Here is a 25,808-nt window from a genome sequence, read left to right on the forward strand (position 1 = left end):
GCTCCTCAGGCGCGTTGTGCGGCAGTCAGGTTTTCCAGCGAGAACACGCGCTGGACGAAAATGCCGGGGGTGATGATGTGTTCCGGGTCGAGGTCGCCCAGCGACACCAGCTGCGAGACTTCAACGATGGTGGTTTTCGCCGCCGTCGCCATAATCGGGCCAAAGTTGCGCGCTGCCTTGCGATACACCAGGTTGCCCCAGCGGTCGCCCTGGTGGGCTTTAATCAGCGCGAAATCGGCTTTGATCGGATACTCCAGCACATAGTGGCGGCCGTCGATTTCCCGTGTCTCCTTGCCTTCCGCCAGCGGCGTGCCGTAGCCGGTGGGGGTAAACACCGCGCCCAGCCCGGCGCCGGCGGCCTGGATCCGCGCCGCGAGGTTGCCCTGCGGCACCAGCTCCAGCTCCACTTTGCCGCGGCGATAGAGGTCATCGAAAATCTGGGAATCGACCTGGCGCGGGAAGGAGCAGATCATTTTGCGCACCCGGCCAGCCTTAAGCAGCGCCGCGAGCCCCACTTCGCCGTTGCCGGCGTTGTTGTTAATGATGGTCAGGTCGCGGGCGCCCTGGTCAATCAGGGCGTCAATCAGAAAGGTCGGCTGGCCGGCGGGACCAAAGCCGCCGATCATAATAGTCGCCCCGTCGTGGATCCCGGCGATGGCCTCGCTCAGCGTCGATACGCTTTTATCAATCATCAGGTCGCTCCAGTGATGTGCGGTAATCGCACTTTTATTCGTTGTTCGCACAAAATGTGACCCGCTTAACGATGTCGGTCAAGGGCGATAATCGAAATATGGTGCGATAATCGAACATCGGTTATCTTTAGCGAAAGAATGTGATCGATGGCAAATATGGGGAACAGAAATGGACAAGCATCCAGACGATTTACTGACCGGCGACGGCGATCCGTTTAAGGGCGATCCTAACTTCATGGCCTCGCTGGCGCGCGGCCTGGAGGTGATTCAGGCATTCACGCCGCAGCGGCCCCTGCTGTCTATCTCACAGATCAGTCAGAAGACCGGCATTCCGCGCGCAGCGGTGCGCCGCTGCCTGTATACCCTGAGCAAGCTGGGGTTCGTTTATGCCGAAGACGGTAAGCATTTTCAGCTGCGGCCGCGGATCCTGGCCCTGGGTCACGCCTGGCTGGCCTCGACGCCGCTGGCGCGTTCGGCGCAGCCGGTGCTGCGGCATCTGAGCGAAATGCTCAATGAGTCCTGCTCCATCGCCACCCTCGACGGGGACGATATCCTGTATATCGCCCGCGCTTCCAGCTCGCGGATCATGACCATCGACCTCGATATCGGCAGCCGCCTTCCGGCGTGGGCGACCTCGATGGGTCGGGTGCTGCTCAGCCATCAGCCGGAGGAGAAGCTCAACGACATGCTGGCCAGGGTAACCATGATCCGCTATACCCCGCAGACGGTGGATTCGGTGGCGAAGCTGCGCGCCGAGCTGAAACGGGTGCATCAGCAGGGGTATGCCCTCAACGATCAGGAGCTGGAGATGGGCCTGCGCTCCCTCGCGGTACCGCTGTTTAACGCCCAGGGGCAGGCGCAGGCGGCGCTGAACGTCGGGGTGCATGCGGGCCAGATGTCGGCCCGCGAGATGATCGACCGCGTGCTGCCGGAGCTGCAAAAAGCCGCCCGCGAGCTAACGCTGCTGCTGCGCTAACGGCTGCGCTTGGCGTGCCGCTCCCAGGTCTCCTGCTTCGCTTCGGCCGATTTACGCAGCGCGACATAGCAGGCACCGCTACCGCCATGATGTGGTAGCGCGGCGCAGAAGGCCTGCACCTCAGGCAGCTCTTCCAGCCAACGCGCCAGATAGCTGCGGATGATATTGGCATGGGACTGGTCGTCGCGGCCTTTGCCGTGAACGATCAGCACATTGCGTAACCCCTCTTTCTGCGCCTGCACCATAAAGGCGAAGAGCATCTGCCGGCACTGTTCCACCGGCTGGCGCAGCAGGGAGAGGCTCGCCTGCTGGCTGTATTTCCCCCGCCGTAGCTTATCCAGCACACCGCTCTGCAGCCCTTCGCGCTTAAACTCCAGCGGCGTGGCGAGCGGTACGATATCGAGATAGCCGGTAGTGAGAAAATTATCCAGTTGCAGGGTGTCGACGCGCTGCGGGGCGCGACTGTTGCGCCCGGGATGCCAGTGCACGTCATTGTTACGTTTCAGGGGCTGGACATCTTCCATGGCGTCAAGAAACAGGGATTTGTCATCAAGGTTCATGGTCTCTCCTCCAGCGGCTGTCGCCAGCTACTATAGCCGCCTCGCGCTCCCCCCTCAACGCGTTTAGCCCCGTCTGTTGGCAAAGTGAGCGCGACGGGCGGTTAAGGAAACAATTGTCGACTCTGGCGGCGAAACAGGGTGATTAATGACGCCGTTAGCGGCGTCTGCCGGGTGTCGCGCCGCTGGATCAGAAAATAGGCCGCCGTCGGCAACGCTTCACGGACGGGGATCATCATCAGTTTGTCCGCCATCATCGGATCGTTGCCGAGCTCCACCGGCAGGATACTGAGAAAATCGCTTTTCACCACCAGGCTGATGCACGACGAGAAGGTCTCGCACACAATATCCACCTTTGGCGCCAGTCCGGCCTGATTAAACCGGTCCTGCAGCTGTTTAAAGTAGCTGCCGCGCGGCGTCGGCATGGTCCAGTGGTGATCCATCAGCTCCACCAGCGAGGTGGCCTGCGCCGCCGGATGCCCCGCGCGGGCGAAGACCGCGAACGGTTTCTCAAACAGTTTTTCAAAGCTGAACTCATGGTCGTACGGCCCGGGATAGTAGGTGTTGATGGTGAAATCCAGCTCCCCCTGGCGCAGCTCATTGATCATCGCCAGCAGTTGGCCCTCCATGATCCGCACCTTCACCTGCGGATGCTGCTGATGAAAGCGGCAGATCACCGACGGCATCAGCGACCGGGCGACGCTGGCGCCAAGGCCAATATTGATCTGCCCGGCCTGCTCTCCCTGGCGCTGCAGCAGTTCATCCTGCGCCGCCCGCAGCTCCTCGAGGATCAGGCTCGCATGTTGATAAAAACTTTCGCCATCGTCAGTCAGCGCCACCCCCTGGCGGCGGCGGACGAACAGCTGAGCGGAAAGCCCCTCCTCCAGCTCTTTAATCGCTTTGGTCAGGGCCGGCTGCGAGACCGCCAGCGAGCGGCTGGCGCCGCGAATACTCCCTTCCCGGGCCACCTCGACGAAGGCGCGAATTTGATGAAATTTAATCTGAAATGCCATGCTTTTGGTGATAACCGTTGTTTATCAGACGGAAGAAAATGACATCTACTGTAATCCATCAGGCTGTGGCAGGTTAAGAGCGTTAAGGCCTGTAGCGCGTCAGTGATAAACAAAAGCTATCACATCGTGAACGCCGTCACATTTTTTACTTATGACAGGATAAGCTATGCCGCAACTTGATGAATACCTGCGCCAGCTGGCGCCAGCCATGACCCAATGGCGCCGCGATTTTCACCTGCACGCTGAATCCGGCTGGCTGGAGTTTCGCACCGCCAGCAAGGTGGCGGAGATCCTCGACGGACTCGGCTACCAGCTGGCGCTGGGGCGTGACGTCATCGATGCCGACAGCCGGATGGGGCTGCCGGATGAGGAGACCCTGACCCAGGCTTTCGAGCGCGCCCGCGAGCAAGGGGCGCCGGAACGCTGGTTGCCGGCGTTTGAAGGCGGGTTCGCCGGCGTGGTGGCGACGCTCGACACCGGTCGTCCCGGCCCAACCCTGGCCTTTCGCGTCGACATGGATGCCCTCGACCTCAATGAGCAGCACGATGACAGCCACCGCCCCCATCGCGACCATTTCGCCTCCTGCAACGCCGGCATGATGCACGCCTGCGGCCACGATGGACATACCGCCATCGGGCTGGGTCTGGCGCATGTGCTCAAACAGTATGCCGCCCAGCTCAACGGGGTCATTAAACTGATTTTCCAGCCTGCTGAAGAGGGTACCCGCGGCGCCCGCGCGATGGTGGCCGCCGGCGTGGTGGACGAGGTGGACTATTTCACCGCCATCCATATCGGCACCGGCGTTCCGGTCGGCACCGTGGTGTGCGGTGGGGACAACTTTATGGCCACCACCAAATTCGATGTGCAGTTTAGCGGCGTGGCCGCCCATGCCGGCGGTAAGCCTGAAGATGGGCGCAACGCGCTGCTCGCCGCCGCCCAGGCCGCCCTTGCTCTGCACGCCATCCCACCGCACAGCGCCGGCGCGTCGCGGGTCAACGTTGGGGTGATGCAGGCCGGCACCGGACGCAACGTGGTGCCCTCTTCGGCCCTGTTAAAAGTGGAAACCCGCGGCGAAAGCGAAGCCATCAATCAGTATGTTTTTGACCGGGCGCAGCACGTCATCGCCGGGGCCGCGGCGATGCATCAAGCCGGGTACGAGTTACGCATGATGGGCGCGGCCACCGCCAGCGCCCCGTCGCCGGCGTGGGTGGCGTACCTGCGCGAACAGGCCGCCCTTGTGCCCGGCGTGCAGCAGGCAGTGGATCGCATCGCCGCCCCGGCGGGATCGGAAGACGCCACCCTGATGATGGCCCGGGTCCAGGCGCGCGGCGGCCTCGCCTCGTACATGATATTCGGCACCGAACTGAGCGCCGGTCACCACAACGAGAAGTTTGACTTCGACGAGAGCGTAATGACGATCGCGGTCGACACCCTGGCGCGCGTCGCGCTTAACTTTCCCTGGCAGCGGGGGGTGTGATGGAACCCATCTTTCAGTTTGTGGACGAGGTGATTGAGGCAAGCCGCGAGAGGTATTGCGCTATCGCCGATGACATCTGGGATCACCCGGAGACGCGCTTTGAGGAGTTCTGGTCCGCCCGCCGGCTGGCGGACGCCCTGGAAGCGGAAGGTTTTCAGCTTACCCGGGATGCCGGCGGGATCCCCAATGCTTTTATCGCCAGCGTCGGCGAGGGCCAACCGGTTATTGCCCTGCTGGGCGAGTTTGACGCCCTGGCGGGTCTTAGCCAGCAGGCCCACTGCGCGGAGCCGACATCGTCGACGCCGGGGGGCAACGGTCACGGCTGCGGGCACAATCTGCTCGGGACGGCGGCTTTCGCCGCGGCGGTGGCCGCTAAAAAATGGCTGCAGCAGCACGGCGGCGCAGGCACCCTGCGCTTCTACGGTTGCCCGGGAGAAGAAGGCGGCTCGGGCAAAACCTTTATGGTGCGTGAAGGGCTGTTTGATGACGTCGATGCGGCCCTCACCTGGCATCCGGAGGCCTGGGCCGGGATGTTCAGCACCCGCACCCTCGCCAACATTCAGGCGGCGTGGCGCTTTACCGGCACCGCCGCCCACGCCGCCAATTCGCCGCACCTGGGGCGAAGCGCCCTGGACGCGGTCACCCTGATGACCACCGGCAGCAACTTCCTGAATGAACATATTATCGAGAAGGCGCGGGTTCATTACGCCATTACCGATACCGGCGGCGTCTCGCCCAACGTCGTCCAGGCCCAGGCGGAAGTGCTGTATCTGATCCGCGCGCCGGAGATGGCCGACGTGGAACAGATTTTCGCCCGCATTGAGAAGATTGCCCAGGGGGCCGCGCTGATGACCGAGACCCACGTCAGCTGCCGCTTTGAAAAAGCCTGCTCGGGCTATCTGCCCAACCGCACGCTCGAAGCGGCGATGTACCAGGCGGTATGCCATTACGGCACGCCGGCATGGAGCGACGACGAGCGCGCCTTTGCCGCGGCGATCCGCGCCTCGCTCAGCGACAACGATATCAACAACAGCCTGAACAATATCGCCGGCACCGGCGGCGAGGCGGGGAAAACCTTCGCTCGTCGCCACCGCGACACGCTGTTGATTGATGAGGTGGCGCCGTGGGCGGCCACGGATACGCTCCTCGCCGGCTCCACCGACGTCGGCGACGTTAGCTGGAAAGCGCCGGTGGCCCAGTGCTTCAGCCCCTGCTTCGCGGTGGGTACCCCGCTGCACAGCTGGCAGCTGGTGAGCCAGGGACGCACCGCCATCGCCCATAAAGGGATGCTGCTGGCGGGGAAAGTCCTCGCGGCGACGGCGATCCGCTTATTCAGCGACCGCGCGCTGCTGGAGGCCAGTCAGCGAGAGCTCAGGCAAGCGCTGGCCGAACATCCCTACCGCTGCCCGATCCCGGCGGAGGTGAGTCCGTCGGTTTTACGCTAACCATACAGACCAGACCGCTCCTGACAGACGCTGACCGGCATCGCGGCACGCACCGACCATAATAACCGCCGGCAGTACGGGAGCAGGCCTGCCTAACACAACAACGACAACAGAGGAACGCCCATGAGTATGTCATCCATACCGTCGCCTTCCCCCGCCGGAAAGCGCTATGGCTGGGTAGAGAAGATCGGTAATAAGGTCCCGCACCCGTTTTTGCTGTTTATCTATCTTATCGTGGCGCTGATCGCCGCCACGGCGATACTCTCCGCCTTCAACGTCGGGGTCCAAAATCCTGCGGACGGGTCGCGGGTGGTGGTCAAAAACCTGCTCAGCGTGGAAGGGTTGCACTGGTTTCTACCGAACGTGATTAAAAACTTCAGCGGTTTCGCGCCGCTGGGGGCGATCCTCGCCCTGGTGCTGGGCGCCGGCTTTGCCGAGCGGGTGGGCCTGTTGCCCGCGCTGATGGTGAAGATGGCCTCCCACGTTAGCGCCCGTTATGCCAGCTATATGGTGCTGTTTATCGCCTTTTTCAGCCATATCTCCTCCGACGCCGCACTGGTGATCATGCCGCCGCTGGGGGCGCTGATGTTTCTCGCCGTCGGTCGGCATCCGGTCGCCGGCCTGCTGGCGGCCATTGCCGGGGTGGGCTGCGGCTTTACCGCCAATTTACTGATCGTCACCACCGACGTGCTGCTCTCCGGGATCAGCACCGAGGCGGCCAAATCCATCGATGCCTCTCTGCACGTCAGCGTGATCGACAACTGGTACTTTATGGCGACCTCGGTGATCCTCCTGACCCTCGTCGGCGGTTTGATCACTGACAAGCTGGTGGAGCCGCGGCTGGGCCAATGGCAAGGCAGTCGTGATGACAAGCTGCAGACGCTGACCGCCGAGGAGCGTTTCGGCCTGCGCATCGCCGGCGTGGCGACGCTGGCGTTCGTGGCGGTCATCGCCCTGATGGTGGTTCCCGAAAACGGCATTCTTCGCGATCCGGTTCAGCACACGGTCATGCCCTCGCCGTTTATCAAAGGCATCGTGCCGCTGATCATCTTTTTCTTCTTTGTCGTGTCGCTGGCTTACGGCATCGCCACCGGCAAAATTCGCCGCCAGGCCGATCTGCCGCAGCTGATGATTGAGCCGATGAAAGAGATGGCCGGATTTATCGTGATGGTCTTCCCGCTGGCGCAGTTCGTGGCGATGTTCAACTGGAGCAATATGGGTAAGTTTATGGCCGTTGGCCTGACGGACCTGCTGGAGAGCGCCGGCATGAACGGCGTCCCGGCGTTTGTCGGTCTGGCGCTACTGTCGGCTTTTCTGTGTATGTTTATCGCCAGCGGCTCGGCCATCTGGTCGATTCTGGCGCCGATCTTCGTGCCGATGTTTATGCTGCTGGGCTTCCACCCGGCGTTTGCGCAGATCCTGTTTCGCATCGCCGATTCATCGGTGCTGCCGCTGGCGCCGGTTTCACCGTTTGTGCCGCTGTTTCTCGGTTTTTTACAGCGCTACCGACCGGACGCCCGCCTCGGGACATACTATTCGCTGGTGCTCCCTTACCCGCTGATTTTTCTCGCCGTCTGGCTGCTGTTGCTGGTGGGCTGGTATCTGGCAGGACTGCCCATCGGCCCTGGCATCTATCCGCGGCTTCCTTAAGCCGTTGAAGCGCCAGGGACGGCGGCTTACGCTTAACGCGGCACCTTCACTTTGACCTTGCGGGGGAGATCCGCGGCTCCGGCGAAGATGCCGAAAAGCGCGCGATACCCGCGTTCGAGCAACAGCGTGAGGCCATGGATAACCAGGCCGCTGAAGATCAATACGATTACGCCAGTCAGTATATATTGCATAGCCCCACCTCTGAGTTATTAACCGCGCCGCGCCGACGCGGCGGCACCTTCCCGGGCGCGCAAAGCTGCGCGGAGGACCGGCGTCGTCAGCTTAAAAGTAGCAAAAACCATGCCCGATAACCCGTCAGGATCGATCCAAAAATAAATCAACGTAACGGCCGGTGGCTGCCGGTCGATGATGCGGGTTTATCTTTTGGGAGTATAGTTGACCGCCGCCGGCGCGTGGTATCGTGTGGCCCTCGTGTACGATGGTGGATGACCGAAACGATGTTGACCTTGCTGCAGGATAAAATGGATACCCCGCTGGGGGCGCTGTGGGTGCTCTGCGACGAACAGTTTAATTTGCGCGCCGTCGAGTGGGACGAGCACCGCGATCGGATGGAAACCCTGCTCGATGTACACTATCGCCGGGAAGGCTATCAGCGCGTCGACTGCCGCAATCCAGGCGGTCTCAGCAGTAAGCTGAACGACTATTTTGCCGGCGACCTGGCCGTCATCGAGACCCTGCCTACCGCCACCGCCGGCACCCCTTTCCAGCGCCAGGTCTGGCGGGCGTTACGCGAGATCCCCTGCGGCCAGGTGATGCACTACGGTCAGTTGGCCGAGGCGCTCGGTCGTCCCGGCGCGGCGCGCGCCGTGGGGGCCGCCAATGGCGCCAACCCGGTGAGTATTGTGGTGCCCTGCCATCGAGTCATCGGGCGTAACGGCACAATGACCGGCTATGCCGGCGGCGTGCAGCGTAAAGAGTGGCTTCTGCGCCACGAGGGCTATCTGTTGCTTTGACTGAAAATGCGTTTTCGGAATTTTCAGGTAATTTTACAATCCAATGTGGCTGAATAATCTATTTTTAATCAAGCAGATATCAGCCTGTGTTGATTTACCCTGCTGATATTACGTGTTTCAGAGCCTGAAGACTTACCTGCTCATCAAAAAGATGTTAAAATTGACCAATATCAATTAAGGCCTGAGCAGACATATGATCCCTGAGAAGCGAATTATTCGACGCATTCAGTCTGGCGGTTGTGCTATCCATTGTCAGGATTGCAGTATCAGCCAGCTCTGCATCCCCTTTACTCTGAACGAGCATGAGCTTGATCAGCTGGATAATATTATCGAGCGGAAAAAGCCCATCCAGAAAGGTCAAACCTTGTTCAAAGCGGGTGATGAGCTGAAATCGTTGTACGCCATTCGCTCCGGGACTATCAAAAGCTACACCATCACCGAGCAAGGCGATGAGCAGATTACCGGCTTCCATCTGGCGGGCGATCTGGTGGGCTTCGACGCCATCGGCACCGGCCTGCACCCGAGCTTCGCCCAGGCGCTGGAAACCTCGATGGTGTGCGAGATCCCCTTTGAAACCCTCGACGATCTTTCCGGAAAAATGCCGAATTTGCGTCAGCAGATGATGCGCCTGATGAGCGGTGAGATCAAAGGCGACCAGGATATGATCCTGCTGCTTTCCAAAAAGAACGCCGAAGAGCGCCTGGCCGCGTTTATCTATAACCTGTCCCGTCGTTTCGCGCAGCGCGGTTTCTCTCCCCGCGAGTTCCGACTGACCATGACCCGCGGCGACATTGGCAACTATCTCGGCCTCACCGTCGAAACCATCAGCCGTCTGCTGGGGCGTTTCCAGAAGAGCGGCATGCTGGCGGTGAAAGGCAAATACATCACCATTGAAAACGGCGACCTGCTGGCCCAGCTGGCCGGTCAGGCGCGCAACGTCGCTTAATCTCCGCGCAACACCTGGTCAGGATCGGCATTTTTTTCAGATTTGTTGATCTGACCAGGCTCCTCCCCTGTTTCAATTCATCCATATAGGTTATCTTTTTAATAACTGACGGTAGCTGCAGTTGTAAGGAGACCCTGTATGGCGAAGTATCAGAGCATGCTGGTAGTAATCGATCCTAACCAGGACGACCAGCCGGCGCTAAGGCGAGCGGTGTACCTGCACCAACGGATTGGTGGACGCATCAAAGCCTTTTTGCCGATCTATGATTTTTCTTATGAAATGACCACCCTGCTGTCGCCGGACGAACGGACGGCGATGCGTCAGGGCGTCATTGCCCAACGAACGGCCTGGATCCGCGAGCAGGCGAAATTCTATCTTGAATCCGGTGTGCCGATTGACGTGAAAGTGGTGTGGCACAACCGCCCCTTCGAAGCCATTATTCAGGAAGTGATCAGTGAGAAACACGACCTGCTGCTGAAGATGGCCCACCAGCACGACAAGCTGGAAGCGGTGATCTTCACCCCGACCGACTGGCATCTGCTGCGTAAGTGCCCCTGCCCGGTCTGGATGGTGAAAGATCAGCCGTGGCCGGAAGGCGGTAAAGCGCTGGTCGCCGTCAATCTGGCCAGCGAAGAGAATTATCACAACACTCTCAACGAGAAGCTGGTTCGCGAGACGCTGTCGCTGGCGGAAGAAGTCAACCACACTGAAGTGCACCTTATCGGCGCCTATCCGGTCACCCCGATCAATATCGCGATTGAGCTGCCGGATTTCGATCCCAGCGTCTACAACGACGCCATTCGCGGTCAGCATCTGCTGGCGATGAAAGCGCTGCGGCAGAAGTTTGGCATTGACGAGAAATTCACCCATGTGGAAAAAGGGTTGCCTGAGGAGGTGATCCCGGATCTCGCCGAGCATCTGCAGGCGGGGATCGTGGTGCTGGGTACGGTCGGACGCACCGGCCTCTCCGCGGCGTTCCTTGGCAATACCGCGGAGCAGGTCGTCGACCACCTGCGCTGCGATCTGCTGGTGCTTAAACCAGAGGCCTATCAGACGCCGGTGGAACTGGACGACGACGACGACGATTAACCTTCCCTCCCGGAACGTTCACCTTCCCCCGCCTCGCGGGGGATTTTTTTGCCCGCTTTCCCTCAGGCACAAAAAAGGGCCGCTTGCGGCCCCGTCATTGCATGGCGATCATGAACGACTCAGTGGATACCCAGACGCCAGGCCAGATCGATCTCTTCTTTCAGCTCCAGCGAGGAGAGCGCCATCAGGTCAGCAAACTCCAGCTCCAGCAGTTTAAGTTTTTTCAGATACTGCGCTGGGGTCATGACGGTGGTGTCGCGGCGTAAGAATTCGATGGCCATCTGCGTTGGGGTTAACTCGGTATCCATAATATCCTCTGTCTGATGTAAGAACCGGAACATTATACCACCTCTCGCCGCTTATTTTATGAACAATTCCTGGCATCCTTCTGCATATAAAAAAGCCGTCTCACAGGAGACGGCTTATAAACAAACGTTGTAAAACAATAATGTTACATTACAGCGCTTTCAGGATCGCATCGACGCTGGCTTTGGCATCACCAAACAGCATATGGGTGTTCTCTTTAAAGAACAGCGGGTTCTGTACGCCGGCGTAACCGGTGTTCATCGAACGCTTAAAGACCACCACGTTCTGCGCTTTCCACACCTCAAGCACCGGCATACCAGCAATCGGGCTCTTCGGATCGTCCTGCGCCGCCGGGTTGACGGTATCGTTAGCGCCAATGACCAGCACGGTGTCGGTGTCGCTGAAATCATCGTTGATCTCATCCATCTCAAGCACGATGTCGTAAGGCACCTTGGCCTCCGCCAGGAGGACGTTCATATGCCCCGGCAGACGGCCGGCGACCGGGTGAATGCCAAAGCGCACCTTAATGCCGCGCGCCCGCAGCTTCTCGGTGATCTCGGCCACCGGATACTGCGCCTGGGCCACCGCCATACCATAGCCCGGGGTGATGATGACCGAGTGCGAATTTTTCAGCATCTCCGCCGTCTCTTCGGCGCTAATTTCGCGGTGCTCGCCCACTTCTTCATCGCCGCCGCTGGAGGAACCATCGGTGCCGAAGCCGCCGGCGATCACGCTGATAAAGGAGCGGTTCATCGCCTTACACATAATGTAAGAGAGGATGGCGCCGGAAGAGCCCACCAGCGCGCCGGTGACGATCAGCAGGTCATTGCTCAGCATAAAGCCCGCCGCCGCCGCCGCCCAGCCCGAGTAGGAGTTGAGCATAGAGACCACCACCGGCATGTCCGCGCCGCCGATAGAGGCCACCAGGTGCCAGCCGAAGGCCAGCGCGATCGCGGTCATCAACAGCAGGCACAGGACCTGGGTGCCGGTGCTGTCGGAGCGCACGAAAATCACCATCAGTACGAAGGAGACCACCAGCGCCGCCAGGTTCAGCTTATGGCGATTAGGCAGCATCAGCGGTTTGGAGGAGATCTTGCCGCGCAGTTTACCAAACGCCACCACCGAACCGGTGAAGGTCACCGCGCCGATGAAGATGCCGAGGAACACTTCGGTCAAATGGATATTGACCAGAATCTGCTCCATACCGGTTTCATGCTGCAGGTAGCTGTTAAACCCTACCAGCACCGCCGCCAGGCCCACGAAGCTGTGCAGGATGGCCACCAGCTCCGGCATCTCGGTCATTTCGACCTTCTTCGCCAGACGAATACCGATGGCCCCGCCGATCACCATCGCGAGGATAATCCAGCCGACGTTGCCGGCGTCCGGCCCCAGAATGGTGGCGATCAGAGCGATGGCCATCCCGGCGATGCCGAAATAGTTGCCCTGCTGCGAGGTTTCGTGTTTCGACAGACCCGCCAGGCTGAAAATAAACAGGATTGCAGCAACAATGTATGCAGCTGTAACTAATCCACCAGACATGTGCTACCCCTTATCCTTTGCGAAACATTTTCAGCATGCGCTGAGTCACGGTAAAACCACCGAAAATATTAATGCTGGCGATCAGTACCGCGATAAAGCTCAGGAAGCTGACCCAGCCGCCGTGGCCTATCTGCAACAATGCGCCAACCACGATAATGCCCGAAATGGCGTTCGTCACCGACATCAGCGGCGTATGCAGGGCATGGGAGACATTCCATACCACGTAGTAACCCACCACGCAGGCCAGCGCGAAGACGGTGAAATGGCCGAGGAACTCTTTAGGCGCCACGTTGGCCAGCCAGCCGAAGAGGATAATCGCCAGCGCGATCAGCGCATATTTGCGCCACGGCGACGCCGGTTTGACCTCTTCTTTCGGCGCTTCCACTTTTTTCGCCGCGGCCTGCGGCTGAGCGGAGACCTGAATCGGCGGCGCCGGCCAGGTGATTTCGCCTTCGCGCACCACGGTCACGCCGCGCACCACCACGTCATCGAAATCGATAACGATATTGCCGTCTTTCTCTTTGCACAGCAGCTTCAGCAGGTTCACCAGGTTAGTGCCGTAGAGCTGGGAGGACTGGGTCGGCAGACGGCCTGGGAGGTCGGTATAACCGATAATTTTCACGCCGTTAGCGGTGGTCACCACTTCGCCCGGCACGGTGTACTCGCAGTTGCCGCCGTTTTGCGAGGCAAGATCGACCACCACGCTGCCCGACTTCATTGAGTCAACCATTTCCCGGGTGATCAGTTTCGGCGCCGGTTTGCCCGGTATTAACGCCGTGGTGACGATAATATCGACCTCTTTCGCCTGGGCGGCGAACAGCGCCATTTCGGCTTTGATAAAGGCTTCGGACATCACCTTGGCATAGCCGTCGCCGCTGCCCGCTTCCTCTTTAAAATCCAGCTCGAGGAACTCGGCGCCCATACTCTGCACCTGCTCCTTCACTTCCGGGCGAGTATCGAAGGCGCGGACAATCGCGCCCAGGCTATTGGCGGCGCCAATCGCCGCCAGTCCAGCCACCCCGGCGCCGATAACCATCACCTTGGCGGGCGGAACTTTGCCTGCCGCCGTGATCTGGCCGGTAAAGAAACGACCGAATTCATGGGCCGCTTCAACGATAGCGCGGTACCCGGCGATATTGGCCATTGAGCTGAGCGCATCCAGCGATTGGGCGCGTGAGATACGCGGCACCGAATCCATCGCCATCACGTTGATATTACGGGCCGCCAGTTTTTCCATCAGCTGCGGGTTTTGCGCCGGCCAGATAAAGCTAATCAGCGTGGTTCCTGGGTTTAACAGGGCAATTTCATCGTCATTCGGGGCATTGACCTTGAGGATGACATCAGACTGCCACACCTCGTCGCCGGTCACGATTTCAGCCCCTGCCTGGGCAAAGGCCTCATCGTCAAAGCTGGCCAGCTTCCCGGCGCCGCTTTCTACCGCGACGCTAAAGCCGAGTTTGAGCAACTGCTCAACGGTCTTCGGCGTGGCGGCGGCCCGGGTCTCCTGGGCTAGCCTTTCTTGTGGTACACCAATACGCATAGTTTTCCCTTCCATCGGTTTTTGATGATGGTTTACTTTTCTGACCAACAGCGACAGGACGGCAAAATCATCCTCGCCATCTTTCGCTGTCTGCAAAATGAAACAGTAACAAACTTTTTATAACCTACTGAAAATAGCGATTGTGATCTACAGCGATAAAACAGAAATTTTGATTTTATTGCTTATTGTCAGCACAGATGGTTCCGGGCAGCAATATTTACCTGAATTTGCCTCTCAGGCCTGATAATCCGCTTATCCAGCGGTATAAAACGCCATTTATCGCCATTGAGATCATTGTATTAACATTACATTAACTAATAAAAGTGGTATCGATTATCGTTTTTGCTGGTCAAGCGGCTGTTTTTTCAACATATCGAAAAATGTTATCTTTCCGTAGTATACGATTCGGGCGGCACGCAAAAAATGACGCAGACAGTCACGGCGATTAAATGCAATAATCAAACGTTTTCAGTCAACAACAACACCAGTATATGGTTTGCGCAAGGCAAAGGATTATTTTTATGAAGCTTAAAAACACCCTCCTGGCGTCTGCTCTCCTGACAACCGCCACGTTGTCTGCCCACGCAGCGACCGAGTTGACCCCGGAGCAGGCGGCTGCGCTGAAGCCCTACGATCGCGTTGTCGTCACCGGCCGCTTTAATGCCATTGGCGACGCAGTGCAAGCGGTATCGCGCAAAGCTGACAAAGACGGCGCGGCCTCATTCTATGTTGTCGACACGTCGGATTACGGCAATGGCGGCAACTGGCGCGTCACGGCTGACCTCTATAAAGACGACGCGCCGAAAGCGGATGCGCCGAAAAATCGCATCATCAATGGCGTGATGGAGCTGCCGAAAGATCAGGCCGTTGAGCTGATGCCTTACGACACCGTCACCGTCCAGGGCTTCTATCGCAGCCAGCCGGAAGTGAACGACGCCATCACCAAAGCGGCGAAAGCGAAAGGCGCCTATGCGTTCTTCATCGTCCGCCAGGTGGACGCCAACCAGGGCGGCAACCAGCGCATTACCGCCTATATCTACAAAAAAGATGCGGAGAAACGCGTTCTGCAGAGCCCGGACGCTATCCCGGCTGATTCTGAAGCCGGCCGCGCGGCGCTGGCCAAAGGCGGCGAAGCGGCGAAAAACGTCGAAATCCCGGGCGTCGCCACCACCGCGGCGGTTGGCTCCGGCACCGGCGTAGGTCGTTTCTTCGAGACCCAGTCGTCAAAAGGCGGACGTTACACTGTCACGCTGCCGGACGGCACCAAAGTTGAAGAAGTGAACAAAGTGACTGCGGCGCAAATGGTGCCGTTCGATAACATCAAGTTCACCGGCAACTACGGCAACATGACCGAGATCTCCTATCAGACGGCAAAACGCGCGGCGAAGAAAGGGGCGAAGTACTATCACATTACCCGCCAGTGGCAGGAACGCGGCGGCAACATCACCATCAGCGCCGATTTGTACAAATAATCGCTGCTGACTGGCTAAAAAGGCGGCGCATTGCCGCCTTTTCATTTTTTTTCATCCCCCGCCATTGCATGGCCCCCGGACACTCCGTAAAATCCCGCGCCTTAGCGCAATCCTCCATTTTTATGCGATTTCGCAAAATAAATATTCTGGAACAGCCATTTTCACCTCGGGAATGCAATGGAAAAGAAACTGGGCCTGAGCGCCCTGACCGCCCTGGTCCTCAGCTCAATGCTCGGCGCTGGCGTATTCAGTTTGCCGCAAAATATGGCGGCCGTGGCCAGCCCTTCCGCTCTGCTCATCGGCTGGGCGATTACCGGCGTCGGGATCCTGTTCCTCGCCTTCGCGATGCTGCTGTTGACCCGTATTCGTCCCGACCTCGACGGCGGGATCTTCACCTACGCCCGCGAAGGGTTCGGCGAGCTGATCGGCTTCTGTTCCGCCTGGGGCTACTGGCTGTGCGCGGTGATCGCCAATGTCTCCTATCTGGTGATCGTCTTTTCGGCGCTCAGTTTCTTCACCGATACCCCTGAGCTGCGCCTGTTTGGCGATGGCAACACCTGGCAGTCTATCGTTGGCGCTTCAGTTCTGCTGTGGGTGGTCCACTTCCTGGTCCTGCGTGGCGTGCAGACGGCGGCGGGGATTAACCTGGTCGCCACCCTCGCCAAGCTGTTGCCGCTGGGGGCGTTTGTCGCCCTCGCCGCCCTGGCCTTTCAGCTGGATACGTTCCGCCTCGATTTCAGCGGCCTGGCGCTGGGCGTACCGGTGTGGGAGCAGGTTAAAAACACGATGCTGATCACTCTGTGGGTGTTTATCGGCGTCGAGGGCGCGGTGGTGGTCTCCGCCCGCGCGCGACACAAGCGGGACGTTGGCCGCGCGACGCTGCTGGCGGTGCTTTCGGCCCTCGCGGTGTATCTGCTGGTCACCCTGCTGTCGCTGGGCGTGGTGCCGCGTAGCGAACTGGCCGAAATGCGCAACCCGTCGATGGCGGGACTGATGGTCAGACTGATGGGCTCGTGGGGTGAAATTGTGATTGCCGCCGGGCTTATCGTGTCGGTGTGTGGCGCCTATCTCAGCTGGACGATCATGGCTGCCGAAGTGCCTTACCTCGCCGCCACTCACAAAGCCTTCCCGCGCCTGTTCGCCCGCCAGAACCGCAACAACGCCCCCTCCGCTTCGCTGTGGCTGACCAATATCAGCGTTCAGGCGTCGCTGGTCCTCATCTGGCTGACCGGTTCGGACTACGGCACCCTGCTGACCATCGCCTCAGAGATGATCCTCGTGCCCTATCTGCTGGTCGGCGCCTTTTTGCTCAAAATCGCCACCCGTCCGCTGCATAAAGCGGTGGGTATCGGCGCCTGCATTTATGGCTTATGGTTATTATACGCGTCGGGACCTGTGCATTTGCTGTTGTCGGTGGTACTTTACGCTCCGGGTCTTCTGGTCTTTTTGTACGCCCGACGTACGCACCAGCACGATCGTTCGCTCAAACGCCGCGAATTGGCGCTAATTGGTTTATTGCTGGTTGCCGCTGTGCCGGCAACGTGGATGCTGGTGGGGTAAGCGGTCGCCCTGCCGCAGAAATCAAAGGAGATACCCATGGCTGAACAACAGCCCCGCCCGGTTCTGATCACAGGAGGAGGCCGCCGCATCGGCCTCGCGCTGGCGCACCATTTTCTGCAGCAACACCAGCCGGTTATCGTCAGCTATCGCACGCCCTATCCGGCGATCGAAGACCTGCGCGAAGCGGGCGCCCTCTGTCTGCAGGCCGACTTCAGCAGCGATGACGGCATTCTGACCTTTGCCGAAGCGGTTAAATCGCATACCAGCGGCCTGCGGGCCATCATCCACAACGCCAGCGACTGGATGGCGGAGAAGCCGGGCGTACCGCTCAGCACGGTGATCAACCGCATGATGCAGATCCACGTCCATGCCCCCTATCTGCTCAACCACGCGCTGGAGGATCTCCTGCGCGGCCACGGCCATGCCGCCAGCGACATTATCCATATCACCGATTACGTGGTGGAGCGCGGGAGCGATAAACATATCGCCTACGCCGCCAGCAAGGCCGCGCTGGACAACATGACCCGCTCCTTTGCCCGCAAGCTGGCCCCGGAGATCAAAGTCAACGCCATTGCGCCGTCGCTGATCATGTTCAATGAAGGTGACGACGAGGCTTATCGTCAGCAGGCGCTGGATAAGTCGCTGATGAAAATCGCCCCGGGCGAGAAAGAGATCAGCGACCTTATCGACTATCTGTTTACCAGCCGCTACGTGACCGGCCGGTCATTCGCCGTCGACGGCGGTCGCCCTCTGCGTTAGTGGAAGCGGCTCCAGCCAACAATCAACAGCCACGCGCACAGCCCCCAGCACCCCACTGCGCCTGCCAGCGCCAACGGCAGGCGCATGATCCCGGTGAAGTACCACAGCGACAGCAGATAGATAAAATAGGGAACGATCGACCACATACCGAACACGATAGTGGTGCGCAGGGCTTCAATACCGCGCTCGCTGGCGACAATATAGTGGGCGATGAGCGCAAAGGTGGGAAACAGCGGAACAAGTCCGGCGATGGCGTAGTTTTTGGTTTTCGCCAGCACGCCAATCAGCACCACCACCAGCGCGCCCAGCAGCCCTTTGATTAACAGCCCCATGTCCTTATGCCTTAACAATGAATCAACAAGTTAGCGCAGCATAGCGGAATTAGCGCTGTTTATAAAAGAGGAATGGCGGGTAAAATAGGCGCGGTGTATGTTACTTCTTTTACTGATGTGCAATAGACATGAATAAAATCGTTTTTGTTGAGGATGACCCTGAGGTAGGGGCGCTGATCGCCGCCTATCTCGGCAAGCATGATATGGATGTGGTGGTCGAGCCTCGCGGCGACCGCGCAGAGGAAGTGATCGCGCGGGAGAAACCGGACCTCGTGCTCCTGGACATTATGCTGCCCGGCAAGGACGGAATGACGCTCTGTCGCGATCTGCGTGGGCAATGGCAAGGGCCGATTGTCCTGCTGACCTCGCTCGACAGCGATATGAACCATATCCTCTCCCTGGAGATGGGCGCCAGCGATTATATCCTGAAAACCACCCCGCCGGCGGTGCTGCTGGCGCGACTGCGTCTGCATTTGCGCCAGCATATCGCCCCGGCGGGAGCTGGCGCGCCTGCGACGCTCACCCCGCACAAGACCATCTCCTTTGGCTCACTGACCATTGACCCGGTCAACCGCCAGGTGCTGCTCGGCGGAGAAAGCGTCGCCCTGTCTACCGCCGATTTCGACCTGCTGTGGGAGCTGGCTACCCACGCCGGGCAGATTATGGATCGCGACGCCCTGCTGAAAAATTTACGCGGCGTCACCTACGACGGGATGGATCGCAGCGTCGACGTCGCCATCTCGCGCCTGCGCAAAAAACTGCTCGATAACGCCACAGAACCCTACCGGATTAAGACGGTACGCAATAAAGGCTACCTCTTCGCCCCCCACGCCTGGGACAACTGAGCGGTCCTTCTGCGGCCCTGAAAGGGGCCCGTTTACCGCCTGTTCCCCGGCGGCATGCGCATCGCATTTTCCGCCGCCTTCGCGCTGGCGGGCCGCCGCCAGTTTGTCATATTGAGTAAATCAATATGTTTCGCCGTACAGAAGCCCATCACATAACCCCTCAATATGATTGTGCTCAAGGACTTACCGTTATCAGAGTGGCATAAAGCCTGAAAACACAGGACTTTTGCATGATGAAATACGTTGTACTTTTGGCACTTACCCTCTTCACGTCACTCTCTGGCTGGGCTTTTTCCCTCGACAACGCCGATATCCGGCTCCTCTGTCCACAGCGCGGGCAAATTAAGGTGCTCCTCCACCGCTATCAACATACCCAGCAATCCTGGGGAGATCACCATTTCGAAACCGGCGGCGGATACGTGCGCCAGGGGCCGCTGCTGGTGATCCCGTTTGCTAACCTTGATCAGATGATTTACCACCAGACCACCGGCGAATTTGCTTACTGGTATGCCGAAGCAAAACAGCTGGTGCGCTGTCGACTGCTGAGCCTGGCCACCCTCTATCCGGTGGATATCCCCTACTATCGCGAGTAGCGCCCAGCGGCGCGCAGATGACACTGGACATAATCCTTGCCTAATGCAGAGGTAAGCTCGCAATAAGTGACACTGTCACATTTTCAACGACGTCGCTCCCCCCGGCTGGCTATTGTCAGGGGGCATAAACCCTGCTTTGATAGCGTATCGGTTACTCCCGCGCGGGCCTCGGCTCGCCCCGGTAAACCCGAGACGTTTCCGCCTCGCCGGGCAGATGGTCCCGAGGCGCCGGCAGGTTTCTCTTTTTGACTATGCGGTAATGTAATGAAAAAGCTGTTCGTGCAGTTCTACCTTCTGCTCTTCGTCTGCTTTCTGGTGATGACCATGCTGGTGGGCCTGGTCTATAAATTTACCGCTGAACGCGCCGGCCGGCAGTCGCTTGACGATCTGATGAAAAGCTCACTGTATCTGATGCGCAGCGAGCTGCGGGAAATTCCGCCTCGCGACTGGAGCAAAACGCTGAAAGAACTGGACCTTAATCTGTCGTTCGACCTGCACATCGAGCCGATGAGCAAATTCAAATTGTCGGAAAGCTCGATGCAGCACCTGCGCGCCGGGGATATCGTCGCGCTCGACGACCAGTACACCTTTATCCAGCGCATCCCCCGCAGCCACTATGTGTTATCCGTGGGCCCGGTGCCCTATCTCTATTTTCTGCATGAAATGCGTCTCCTGGACGTGGCGCTGATGGCGTTTATCGCTATCTCGCTGGCCTTCCCGGTGTTTATCTGGATGCGTCCGCACTGGCAGGACATGCTGCGCATTGAGACCGCCGCCCAGCGCTTTGGCGAAGGCCACCTCAGCGAGCGTATTCATTTTGACAGCATGTCCAGCTTTGAGCGGCTCGGGGTGGCCTTCAACCAGATGGCCGACAACATTAACGCCCTCATTGCCAGTAAAAAGCAGCTGATTGACGGCATCGCCCATGAGCTCAGGACGCCGCTGGTGCGCCTGCGCTACCGTCTGGAGATGAGCGAAAACCTCACCGAGGCGGAATCGCAGGCGCTGAACCGCGATATCGGCCAGTTGGAGGCGCTCATAGAAGAGCTCCTGACCTACGCCCGTCTCGACCGCCCGCAGACGGAGCTCAGCCTGACCACCCCCGATTTCCCCGCCTGGATCAGCGACCACGTCGAGGATATCCAGATGGTCAACCCGCAGCGCGAAGTCGGCCTGGCGACGCTGACCCGCGGCAACTATGGCGCGCTGGATATGCGGTTGATGGAGCGGGTGCTGGATAATCTGGTGAACAACGCCCTGCGCTACAGCGGTCAGCGGGTGGCGGTCAGCCTGACCCTGCAGGGTTCCCGCGCGTCGTTGCAGGTCGACGATGACGGCCCGGGCATTGCCCCCGAGGAGCGCGAGCGGGTGTTCGAACCTTTTGTTCGTCTTGACCCCAGCCGCGATCGGGCGACCGGAGGCTGCGGCCTCGGCCTGGCCATCGTCCACAGTATCGCCCAGGCGATGGGGGGCGACGTTCGCTGCGAGGCCAGTCCACTCGGCGGCGCCCGCTTCTGCTTTAGCTGGCCGGTCTATCATCAGTTGCCCGATTTTACCTCTGCCTGAATAAAACTTGCGCAGAGGCCGCGGGCTGGGTATGCTGCAAAAATCGAATAGTATGTTGTAACTAAGGTGAAGGCGATGGCCAGCTACGACCTCGTTGAACGTCTGAATGATACCTTTCGCCAGATCGAGCTGGAGCTGCAGGCGCTGCGCCAGGCGTTAGCGACCTGCCGGCTGCTGGCGGGCCGGGTGTTTGAGCTGCCGGCGATCAGTAAGGATGCCGAGCACGACCCGCTGGCGAACATTACGGTCGTCCAGCACACCGGCGAGGCGGCGCTGGATCTCGCCCTGCGCCACTACGGCCATCTGTTTATCCAGCAGCAGTCGGAAACCCGCAGCAGCAAAGCCGCCGTCCGCCTGCCGGGCGCTATCTGTCTCCAGGTCACCGCCGCGGAACAGCAGGTGCTGCTGGCGCGCATTCAGCAGATTAACGCCCTGAAGGCCACCTTCGAGAAAATCGTCACTGTCGACGCTGGCCTGCCCCCCACCGCCCGCTTTGAGTGGGTGCATCGCCATCTGCCTGGGTTAATCACCCTCAGCGCCTATCGCACGCTAACGCCCCTCCTCGACCCGAGCACTATCCGCTTCGGCTGGGCCAATAAGCACGTGATCAAAAATCTGACCCGCGACCAGGTGTTGATGATGCTGGAAAAAAGCCTGCAATCGCCGCGGGCGGTGCCGCCCTGGACCCGCGAGCAGTGGCAGAGCAAACTGGAAAGGGAGTATCAGGATATCGCCGCCCTGCCGCAGCGGGCGCGGCTAAAAATCAAACGGCCGGTGAAAGTGCAGCCGATTGCCCGCGTCTGGTATGCCAGCGAGCAGAAACAGGTGCAGTACGCCTGCCCCAGCCCGCTGATCGCCCTGATGTCCGGTAGCCAGGGGGTCAGCGTGCCGGATATTGGCGAATTGCTCAACTACGATGCCGACAACGTGCAATACCGCTACAAACCGGAGGCGCAGGCGCTGAGATTACTGATCCCTCGTCTGCACCTCTGGCTGGCTAGCGAGTAGCCAGGCTGCCGACCATCTGTTCCGGGCGCACCCAGCTATCGAATTCGGCTTCCGTCAGGTAGCCCAGCGCCAGCGCCGAAGCCTTCAGGGTCAGCCCCTCATGGTGCGCTTTTTTGGCGATCTCCGCCGCTTTATCATAGCCGATATGGGTATTCAGCGCGGTCACCAGCATCAACGACTCGTTGAGCAGTTGGGTGATCCGCTCACGATTCGGCTCAATCCCCACCGCACAGTGCTCGTTAAAGCTCGCCATGCCGTCCGCCAGCAGACGCACCGACTGCAGGAAGTTGTGAATGACCATCGGCCGATAGACGTTGAGCTCAAAGTTACCCGAGGCGCCGCCGATATTCACCGCCACGTCGTTACCCATCACCTGGCAGCAGACCATGGTCAGGGCCTCGCACTGCGTCGGGTTGACCTTACCGGGCATAATCGATGACCCAGGCTCGTTTTCCGGGATGGCGATTTCGCCAATCCCGCAGCGCGGCCCGGAGGCCAGCCAGCGGACATCGTTAGCGATTTTCATCAGCGAGGCCGCCAGACCTTTCAGCGCGCCGTGGGCATGGACCAGGGCATCGACAGTGGCCAGCGCTTCGAATTTATTCGGCGCGGTGACAAACGGCTGTCCGCTGAGCGAGGCCAGCTCGGCCGCCACCCGCACGGCATATTCCGGATGCGTATTCAGCCCGGTCCCCACCGCCGTCCCGCCCAGCGCCAGCTCGGCAAGGTGCGGCTGGCTGGCTTCAAGATGCTTCAGGCTATGGTCCAGCATCGCCACCCAGCCGGAGATTTCCTGGCCTAAGGTGAGCGGCGTGGCGTCCTGCAGATGGGTGCGACCGATCTTCACGATATCCCTGAAGGCCACCGCTTTTTCGTTGAGCGTGGCCCGCAGCGCCTGCAGCGACGGAAGCAATTTTTCCCGCAGGGCGACCAGCGCCGCGACGTGCATGGCGGTGGGGAACACATCGTTCGAGCTCTGGCTTTTATTGACATCGTCATTGGGGTGGATTTTTCGCGCCATCCCCCGCTCACCGCCGAGCAGTTCACTGGCGCGGTTAGCCAGCACCTCGTTCATATTCATATTGCTCTGGGTGCCGGAACCGGTCTGCCAGATAGCCAGCGGGAACTCCTGGGGGTGTTTTCCGGCCAGTACTTCGTCAGCGGCGGCGACGATCGCCCCGGCTTTCTCCGCCGTCAGCAGGCCAAGATCCTGATTGACCTTCGCCGCCGCCCGCTTGGTCAGCGCGAGGGCATATATCAGTTCCCCGGGCATTTTTTCGGTCGAGATGCGGAAATGCTCCAGCGAACGCTGGGTCTGGGCGCCCCAGAGTTTATCGGCCGGGACGTCGATGGCGCCCATCGAGTCTTTTTCACTGCGATGCGTTGTCATTACTTTCTCCTTGGATGAAAAGTGCGTCATAGCGACAAAGCTCACCTGCTTAAAAGAGTAAGTATTGGCCAGATTGATAAGTTGTTTTGGTGGTTCGTGCCGCAAAGCGGCATAAAAAAGCCGCCCCGAAGGACGGCCCGGAAGGCTGACAACGTGCCATCTTCAGGAATTGCCCGGCGGCGCTGCGGTTGCGCGGGCCGACAGGGAATGGCATAACCGGTTGATAGTGCTGTTTTCGTAGGCCGGGTAAGGCGAAAGCCGCCACCCGGCAGAAAGCGCGCACGATAACGAAAACAGGTTTGTCATCGGCCAGAGCCGCCCCGAAGGGCGGCCAGGTTTATTTCACGCAGCGGGCGCACTGCGACGTCTGGATCTGCTGGAAGAAGTCGTTGCCTTTATCATCGACGAGGATAAACGCCGGGAAGTCTTCCACTTCGATTTTCCAGATCGCCTCCATCCCCAACTCCGGATACGCCACGCACTCCAGGCTGCGGATGCTCTGCTGAGCCAGTACCGCCGCCGGGCCGCCGATGCTGCCGAGGTAGAAACCGCCGTGCTTGTGGCAGGCGTCGGTGACCTGCTGGCTGCGGTTGCCTTTCGCCAGCATGATCTTACTCGCGCCGTGAGACTGCAGCAGATCGACGTAAGAGTCCATGCGGCCTGCGGTAGTCGGGCCGAGGGAGCCGGAGGCGTAACCGTCCGGCGTCTTGGCCGGGCCGGCGTAGTAGATCGGGTGATCTTTCACGTACTGCGGCAGTTCCTCGCCATTATCGATAAGCTCTTTCAGCTTGGCGTGGGCGATGTCGCGGGCGACGATAATGGTGCCGCTCAGCGACAGACGGGTGGAGACCGGATACTGCGACAGCAGCGCCAGGATCTCGCTCATCGGCTGGTTAAGGTTCACCTTTACCGCTTCGCCTTCGCCGGCCTGGCGCAGATGCTCAGGGATATATTTCCCCGGATTGCTCTCCAGCTTCTCGATCCAGATGCCGTCGCGGTTGATTTTGGCTTTGATGTTGCGGTCGGCGGAACAGGAAACCCCCATCCCTACCGGACAGGAGGCGCCGTGGCGCGGCAGGCGGATCACCCGGATATCGTGGGCGAAGTATTTGCCGCCGAACTGCGCGCCGAGGCCGAGGTTTTGCGCTTCCTGCAGCAGCTCCTGCTCCAGCTGAATGTCGCGGAACGCCTGGCCGTGCTCATTACCTTCGGTCGGCAGACCGTCGTAATATTTGGTGGACGCCAGCTTGACGGTCTTCAGCGTCGCTTCCGCCGAGGTACCGCCGATGACAAAGGCGATGTGGTACGGCGGGCAGGCAGCGGTACCGAGGGTACGCATCTTCTCCACCAGATAGTTTTTCAGCTTCGCCGGGGTGATCAGCGCTTTGGTTTCCTGGTAGAGATAGGTTTTGTTCGCCGAGCCGCCGCCTTTGGCGATACAGAGGAATTTGTACTCATCGCCATCGGTAGCATAGAGGTCGATCTGCGCCGGCAGGTTGGTGCCGGTGTTGACCTCTTTATACATATCCAGCGGGGCGTTCTGCGAATAGCGCAGGTTGTCCTGGATGTAGGTGTTGTATACCCCCTGCGCCAGCGCGGCTTCGTCGCCGCCGCCGGTCCAGACGCGCTGGCCTTTTTTACCCATGATGATGGCGGTGCCGGTGTCCTGGCAGGTAGGCAGAATGCCTTTGGCGGCGATATCGGAGTTGCGCAGGAACTGCAGGGCGACGTATTTGTCGTTTTCGCTGGCTTCCGGGTCGTTAAGGATATCCGCTACCTGCTGCTGATGGGCCGGGCGAAGCATAAAGGAGGCGTCGTGGAAGGCATGTTGCGCCAGAAGGGTCAGCGCCTGAGGGTCAACTTTTAGCACTTCCTGGCCGGCAAATTCGGCGACGGAGACGTAATCACTGCTGAGGAGATAATACTCGGTGTCATCCTTTTTGAGGGGAAAAGGATCCTGGTAAACAAACGGTTTATTCGACATTGTACTCTCACTTACTGCTTTGGCTGATTATGTTTCAGGCAGGGACTCCATGTGCCTGTAGAAAAGCGAGTCGATCAATTTTACACAAATTTTTA

General features: G+C 59.5%; 24 protein-coding genes. 14 read left to right on the forward strand and 10 right to left on the reverse strand.

All coding sequences use genetic code 11. The annotated features are described in order from the left end of the window. Positions 1 to 5: 5 nt before the first annotated feature. Positions 6 to 692 carry a 3-oxoacid CoA-transferase subunit A gene (locus tag ACLH1U_RS05210; RefSeq protein WP_023289514.1) on the reverse strand — a complete coding sequence of 229 codons (687 nt, stop codon included), beginning with the start codon at positions 690 to 692 and terminating at the stop codon, positions 6 to 8. A gap of 169 nt (positions 693 to 861) precedes the next feature. On the opposite strand from ACLH1U_RS05210, the gene ACLH1U_RS05215 reads away from it, so the two are divergent. Then, the gene (locus ACLH1U_RS05215) at positions 862 to 1,668 is read left to right on the forward strand and encodes an IclR family transcriptional regulator C-terminal domain-containing protein (RefSeq protein WP_023289513.1); all 807 of its coding nucleotides are present in this window, start codon (positions 862 to 864) and stop codon (positions 1,666 to 1,668) included. On the opposite strand, the gene smrA is transcribed toward ACLH1U_RS05215, so the two are convergent. Continuing rightward, positions 1,665 to 2,228 (reverse strand): DNA endonuclease SmrA, encoded by a 564-nt coding sequence (gene smrA / locus ACLH1U_RS05220; protein ID WP_032452707.1) that lies wholly within the window; start codon positions 2,226 to 2,228, stop codon positions 1,665 to 1,667. The genes ACLH1U_RS05215 and smrA overlap by 4 nt on opposite strands. Before the next feature lie 101 nt (positions 2,229 to 2,329). Continuing rightward, entirely contained in the window at positions 2,330 to 3,238 is a 909-nt protein-coding gene (locus ACLH1U_RS05225) for a LysR family transcriptional regulator (protein ID WP_044522727.1), read from the reverse strand. A 166-nt stretch (positions 3,239 to 3,404) separates the two neighbouring features. On the opposite strand from ACLH1U_RS05225, the gene ACLH1U_RS05230 reads away from it, so the two are divergent. The 3 genes from ACLH1U_RS05230 (at position 3,405) to abgT (ending at position 7,810) form a co-directional block, all read left to right on the forward strand. After that, positions 3,405 to 4,715, forward strand: a complete 1,311-nt coding sequence (locus tag ACLH1U_RS05230; RefSeq protein ID WP_101861546.1) for a M20 family metallo-hydrolase — start codon at positions 3,405 to 3,407, stop codon at positions 4,713 to 4,715. Continuing rightward, on the forward strand, positions 4,715 to 6,160 hold the full coding sequence (locus ACLH1U_RS05235) for a M20 family metallopeptidase (protein WP_101861545.1): 1,446 nt from the start codon (positions 4,715 to 4,717) through the stop codon (positions 6,158 to 6,160). The genes ACLH1U_RS05230 and ACLH1U_RS05235 overlap by 1 nt, the downstream gene beginning before the upstream one ends. A gap of 123 nt (positions 6,161 to 6,283) precedes the next feature. Then, positions 6,284 to 7,810 carry a p-aminobenzoyl-glutamate transporter gene (gene abgT, locus ACLH1U_RS05240; protein ID WP_044522707.1) on the forward strand — a complete coding sequence of 509 codons (1,527 nt, stop codon included), beginning with the start codon at positions 6,284 to 6,286 and terminating at the stop codon, positions 7,808 to 7,810. Positions 7,811 to 7,842: 32 nt separating this feature from the next. On the opposite strand, the gene ACLH1U_RS05245 is transcribed toward abgT, so the two are convergent. Continuing rightward, positions 7,843 to 8,001, reverse strand: coding sequence for a hypothetical protein (locus tag ACLH1U_RS05245; RefSeq protein WP_023289507.1), 159 nt, complete (start codon positions 7,999 to 8,001; stop codon positions 7,843 to 7,845). 267 nt (positions 8,002 to 8,268) lie between these two features. Here ACLH1U_RS05245 and ogt point away from each other — a divergent pair, with 267 nt between their 5' ends. From ogt to uspE, 3 genes are all read left to right on the forward strand, one after another. Beyond that, positions 8,269 to 8,784 (forward strand): methylated-DNA--[protein]-cysteine S-methyltransferase, encoded by a 516-nt coding sequence (gene ogt, locus ACLH1U_RS05250; RefSeq protein WP_023289506.1) that lies wholly within the window; start codon positions 8,269 to 8,271, stop codon positions 8,782 to 8,784. Between the two features lie 193 nt (positions 8,785 to 8,977). Next, complete coding sequence (gene fnr, locus ACLH1U_RS05255) at positions 8,978 to 9,730, forward strand: fumarate/nitrate reduction transcriptional regulator Fnr (RefSeq protein WP_004887031.1); 753 nt, start codon at positions 8,978 to 8,980, stop codon at positions 9,728 to 9,730. Positions 9,731 to 9,868: 138 nt separating this feature from the next. Next, complete coding sequence (uspE, locus tag ACLH1U_RS05260; protein ID WP_004887033.1) at positions 9,869 to 10,819, forward strand: universal stress protein UspE; 951 nt, start codon at positions 9,869 to 9,871, stop codon at positions 10,817 to 10,819. Positions 10,820 to 10,938: 119 nt separating this feature from the next. Here uspE and ACLH1U_RS05265 read toward each other — a convergent pair whose 3' ends face one another. The 3 genes from ACLH1U_RS05265 to pntA all read right to left on the reverse strand — a co-directional run bounded on the left by ACLH1U_RS05265 (position 10,939) and on the right by pntA (position 14,204). After that, on the reverse strand, positions 10,939 to 11,127 hold the full coding sequence (locus ACLH1U_RS05265; RefSeq protein WP_004887037.1) for a YdiH family protein: 189 nt from the start codon (positions 11,125 to 11,127) through the stop codon (positions 10,939 to 10,941). A gap of 148 nt (positions 11,128 to 11,275) precedes the next feature. Then, on the reverse strand, positions 11,276 to 12,664 hold the full coding sequence (gene pntB, locus ACLH1U_RS05270) for a Re/Si-specific NAD(P)(+) transhydrogenase subunit beta (protein WP_411299112.1): 1,389 nt from the start codon (positions 12,662 to 12,664) through the stop codon (positions 11,276 to 11,278). A 10-nt stretch (positions 12,665 to 12,674) separates the two neighbouring features. Then, positions 12,675 to 14,204 (reverse strand): Re/Si-specific NAD(P)(+) transhydrogenase subunit alpha, encoded by a 1,530-nt coding sequence (pntA, locus tag ACLH1U_RS05275; protein ID WP_048297428.1) that lies wholly within the window; start codon positions 14,202 to 14,204, stop codon positions 12,675 to 12,677. Between the two features lie 521 nt (positions 14,205 to 14,725). On the opposite strand from pntA, the gene ydgH reads away from it, so the two are divergent. The 3 genes from ydgH (at position 14,726) to folM (ending at position 17,995) form a co-directional block, all read left to right on the forward strand. Continuing rightward, positions 14,726 to 15,676: a DUF1471 family protein YdgH gene (gene ydgH, locus ACLH1U_RS05280; protein ID WP_004887044.1), complete on the forward strand. Its 951-nt coding sequence runs from the start codon at positions 14,726 to 14,728 to the stop codon at positions 15,674 to 15,676. 177 nt (positions 15,677 to 15,853) lie between these two features. Next, complete coding sequence (locus ACLH1U_RS05285; RefSeq protein ID WP_044522700.1) at positions 15,854 to 17,236, forward strand: amino acid permease; 1,383 nt, start codon at positions 15,854 to 15,856, stop codon at positions 17,234 to 17,236. Positions 17,237 to 17,272: 36 nt separating this feature from the next. Further along, positions 17,273 to 17,995, forward strand: coding sequence for a dihydromonapterin reductase (gene folM / locus ACLH1U_RS05290; RefSeq protein ID WP_048297427.1), 723 nt, complete (start codon positions 17,273 to 17,275; stop codon positions 17,993 to 17,995). On the opposite strand, the gene ACLH1U_RS05295 is transcribed toward folM, so the two are convergent. Beyond that, positions 17,992 to 18,327 carry a GlpM family protein gene (locus ACLH1U_RS05295; protein ID WP_023289501.1) on the reverse strand — a complete coding sequence of 112 codons (336 nt, stop codon included), beginning with the start codon at positions 18,325 to 18,327 and terminating at the stop codon, positions 17,992 to 17,994. The two genes, folM and ACLH1U_RS05295, sit on opposite strands and share 4 nt — an antisense overlap. A 128-nt stretch (positions 18,328 to 18,455) precedes the next feature. On the opposite strand from ACLH1U_RS05295, the gene rstA reads away from it, so the two are divergent. The 4 genes from rstA to tus all read left to right on the forward strand — a co-directional run bounded on the left by rstA (position 18,456) and on the right by tus (position 22,339). Continuing rightward, the gene (rstA, locus tag ACLH1U_RS05300) at positions 18,456 to 19,172 is read left to right on the forward strand and encodes a two-component system response regulator RstA (RefSeq protein ID WP_023289500.1); all 717 of its coding nucleotides are present in this window, start codon (positions 18,456 to 18,458) and stop codon (positions 19,170 to 19,172) included. Positions 19,173 to 19,402: 230 nt separating this feature from the next. After that, positions 19,403 to 19,765: a hypothetical protein gene (locus ACLH1U_RS05305; protein ID WP_023289499.1), complete on the forward strand. Its 363-nt coding sequence runs from the start codon at positions 19,403 to 19,405 to the stop codon at positions 19,763 to 19,765. A gap of 264 nt (positions 19,766 to 20,029) precedes the next feature. Next, positions 20,030 to 21,331 (forward strand): two-component system sensor histidine kinase RstB, encoded by a 1,302-nt coding sequence (gene rstB / locus ACLH1U_RS05310; protein WP_032452694.1) that lies wholly within the window; start codon positions 20,030 to 20,032, stop codon positions 21,329 to 21,331. Positions 21,332 to 21,406: 75 nt separating this feature from the next. After that, the gene (gene tus / locus ACLH1U_RS05315) at positions 21,407 to 22,339 is read left to right on the forward strand and encodes a DNA replication terminus site-binding protein (RefSeq protein WP_032452693.1); all 933 of its coding nucleotides are present in this window, start codon (positions 21,407 to 21,409) and stop codon (positions 22,337 to 22,339) included. Here the strand turns inward: tus and fumC are convergent. Both fumC and fumA read right to left on the reverse strand, forming a co-directional pair. Beyond that, positions 22,329 to 23,729, reverse strand: a complete 1,401-nt coding sequence (gene fumC / locus ACLH1U_RS05320) for a class II fumarate hydratase (protein WP_023289496.1) — start codon at positions 23,727 to 23,729, stop codon at positions 22,329 to 22,331. The two genes, tus and fumC, sit on opposite strands and share 11 nt — an antisense overlap. A 337-nt stretch (positions 23,730 to 24,066) precedes the next feature. Then, positions 24,067 to 25,713, reverse strand: coding sequence for a class I fumarate hydratase FumA (gene fumA / locus ACLH1U_RS05325; RefSeq protein ID WP_085550812.1), 1,647 nt, complete (start codon positions 25,711 to 25,713; stop codon positions 24,067 to 24,069). Between the last annotated feature and the right edge of the window lie 95 nt (positions 25,714 to 25,808).

Origin of the sequence: Klebsiella sp. 1SOBk5mer (assembly GCF_046603115.1) — a bacterium.
In the GTDB taxonomy this organism is placed as follows: domain Bacteria; phylum Pseudomonadota; class Gammaproteobacteria; order Enterobacterales; family Enterobacteriaceae; genus Klebsiella; species Klebsiella quasipneumoniae.